Here is a 2376-nt window from a genome sequence, read left to right as displayed (position 1 = left end):
TTTATTATATAGTTAGCGCTTGTTGTTAACAAATTGTGAAATCGTGCAAACAACTGTTTGCATAATGAACAGCCCTAAGTTACAGCCCTTGACTGCAAGAAATGCCTTAGTTTATATTTGTCATCGCAAGAAAAAATCCTTTCGACGGCGTTGCAGGTTTGCGTGTGGGAAACGCAGGCTAGTCGGCTCACGAGGGCCGATGTCGCAGAACGGGAAGGAAAATAATTCTTGCGGGACCCGGCAGGAGCGAGGGGATATAACCGCCTGACACCCGCAAGAGCAAGTCCCGAAAAACAACATATGAAGAAATACGAGGAATTGACAATTTGTGACAACTTCATGTTCGCAAAGGTTTTTAGCAATGCGGATATCGCGCAGGATTTCCTGCAGGACATCCTGAAAATTGACATCGAAAAGATCAGCGTGGTTTCCGAGGCCACCCTCCAGGAGGATCCCTTCCACAAGAGTGTGCGCCTGGATGTGCAGGCAAGGGAGGGTGATTCCGGAAACGGCCGCTCTTTCGATATCGAGTTGCAGATGATCGACACCAGTGAACTGCCCAAGCGCGCCAGGTATTACCAGGGGATGCTTGATTTGGATGCTTTGGGCAAGGGAGTCAATTACGATGAACTCAAGGAACAGTACATCTTGTTCCTCTGCCCCGAGGATATTTTCAAGGCGGGCAAGCCGGTGTATCAGTTCCAGAATCGCGAGGAAACCGCCCCCAACATTTTGCTGGGTGACCTTTGCTACAAGAATTTTTATATCTTTAGTAAGTACCGCGAAGTCACGGATGAGGTTACTCGCGAGTACATGCAGTATTTCGCAACGCAGAAGTACGAATCCGAAAGGATCAAGCGGATTCACGCGTTTGTGGAGCGGTATCGCAAGGACCCAGTCGCAAAGAAGGCTTATATGACTCTCGAACAGGAACTGAACATTCGCTACAAGAAGGGACTTGCGGAAGGGCTTGAGAAAGGTCGGGCAGAAACACGGGGCGAAGAAAAAGCGATTATCGCACGCAATCTTCTCAAAATGAAAATGTCCGTTAAGGACATTTCTACAGCAACAGGCCTTTCCGAAGCAGAAGTTCTTGGACTGCAGAAAGAAATGCAGTGATTTTGACATCTAGATCATTCAACTCCGCCTACGGCTGCGTTCAGGATGACACTCTGAAAAAAGCTGGTGGTTTTTGAACCATCAGCTTTTATTATATAGTTAGCACTTGTTGTTAACAAATTGTGAAATCGTGCAAACAACTGTTTTCATAATGAACAGCCCTAAGTTACAGCCCTTGACTGCAAGAAATGCCTTAGTTTATATTTGTCACCGCAAGAAAAAATCCTTTCGACGGCGTTGCAGGTTTGCGTGTGGGAAACGCAGGCTAGTCGGCTCACGAGTGCCGATGTCGCAGAACGGGAAGGAAAATAATTTTTGCGGGACCCGGCAGGAGCGAGGGGATATAACCGCCTGACACCCGCAAGAGCAAGTCCCGAAAAACAACATATGAAGAAATACGAGGAATTGACAATTTGTGACAACTTCATGTTCGCAAAGGTTTTTAGCAATGCGGATATCGCGCAGGATTTCCTGCAGGACATCCTGAAGATTGACATCGAAAAGATCAGCGTGGTTTCCGAGGCCACCCTCCAGGAGGATCCCTTCCACAAGAGTGTACGCCTGGATGTGCAGGCAAGGGAGGGTGATTCCGGAAACGGCCGCTCTTTCGATATCGAGTTGCAGATGATCGACACCAGTGAACTGCCCAAGCGCGCCAGGTATTACCAGGGGATGCTTGATTTGGATGCTTTGGGCAAGGGAGTCAATTACGATGAACTCAAGGAACAGTACATCTTGTTTCTCTGCCCCGAGGATATTTTCAAGGCGGGCAAGCCGGTGTATCAGTTCCAGAATCGCGAGGAAACCGACCCCAACATTTTGCTGGGAGACCTTTGCTACAAGAATTTTTATATCTTTAGTAAGTACCGCGAAGTCACGGATGAGGTTACTCGCGAGTACATGCAGTATTTCGCAACGCAGAAGTACGAATCCGAAAGGATCAAGCGGATTCACGCGTTTGTGGAGCGGTATCGCAAGGACCCAGTCGCAAAGAAGGCTTATATGACTCTCGAACAGGAACTGAACATTCGCTACAAGAAGGGACTTGAGAAGGGTCGGGCAGAAACACGGGGCGAAGAAAAGGTGGCTGTCGCGCGTAGGATGCTTGCTGATAACGAACCTATTGAAAGAATTTGCAGGTATTCAGGCCTTTCCGAAGCAGAAGTTCTTGGACTGCAGAAAGAAATGCAGTGATTTTGACATCTAGATCCTTCAACTCTGCCTACGGCTGCGTTCAGGATGACACTCTGAAAAAAA

2 protein-coding genes are annotated in these 2376 nt (G+C 47.9%); both read left to right on the top strand.

The annotated features are described in order from the left end of the window. Positions 1 to 300 precede the first annotated feature (300 nt). Positions 301 to 1119 (top strand): Rpn family recombination-promoting nuclease/putative transposase, encoded by an 819-nt coding sequence (locus tag BUB38_RS15550; RefSeq protein WP_073161641.1) that lies wholly within the window; start codon positions 301 to 303, stop codon positions 1117 to 1119. A gap of 387 nt (positions 1120 to 1506) precedes the next feature. After that, entirely contained in the window at positions 1507 to 2313 is an 807-nt protein-coding gene (locus BUB38_RS15545; RefSeq protein WP_073161640.1) for an Rpn family recombination-promoting nuclease/putative transposase, read from the top strand. Positions 2314 to 2376: the final 63 nt, after the last annotated feature.

The sequence above is a fragment of the Fibrobacter sp. UWH5 genome (assembly GCF_900142505.1).
GTDB lineage: Bacteria > Fibrobacterota > Fibrobacteria > Fibrobacterales > Fibrobacteraceae > Fibrobacter.
Note: the sequence above shows the minus strand (reverse complement) of the source record. Positions and strands in the feature narration are given on the sequence as shown.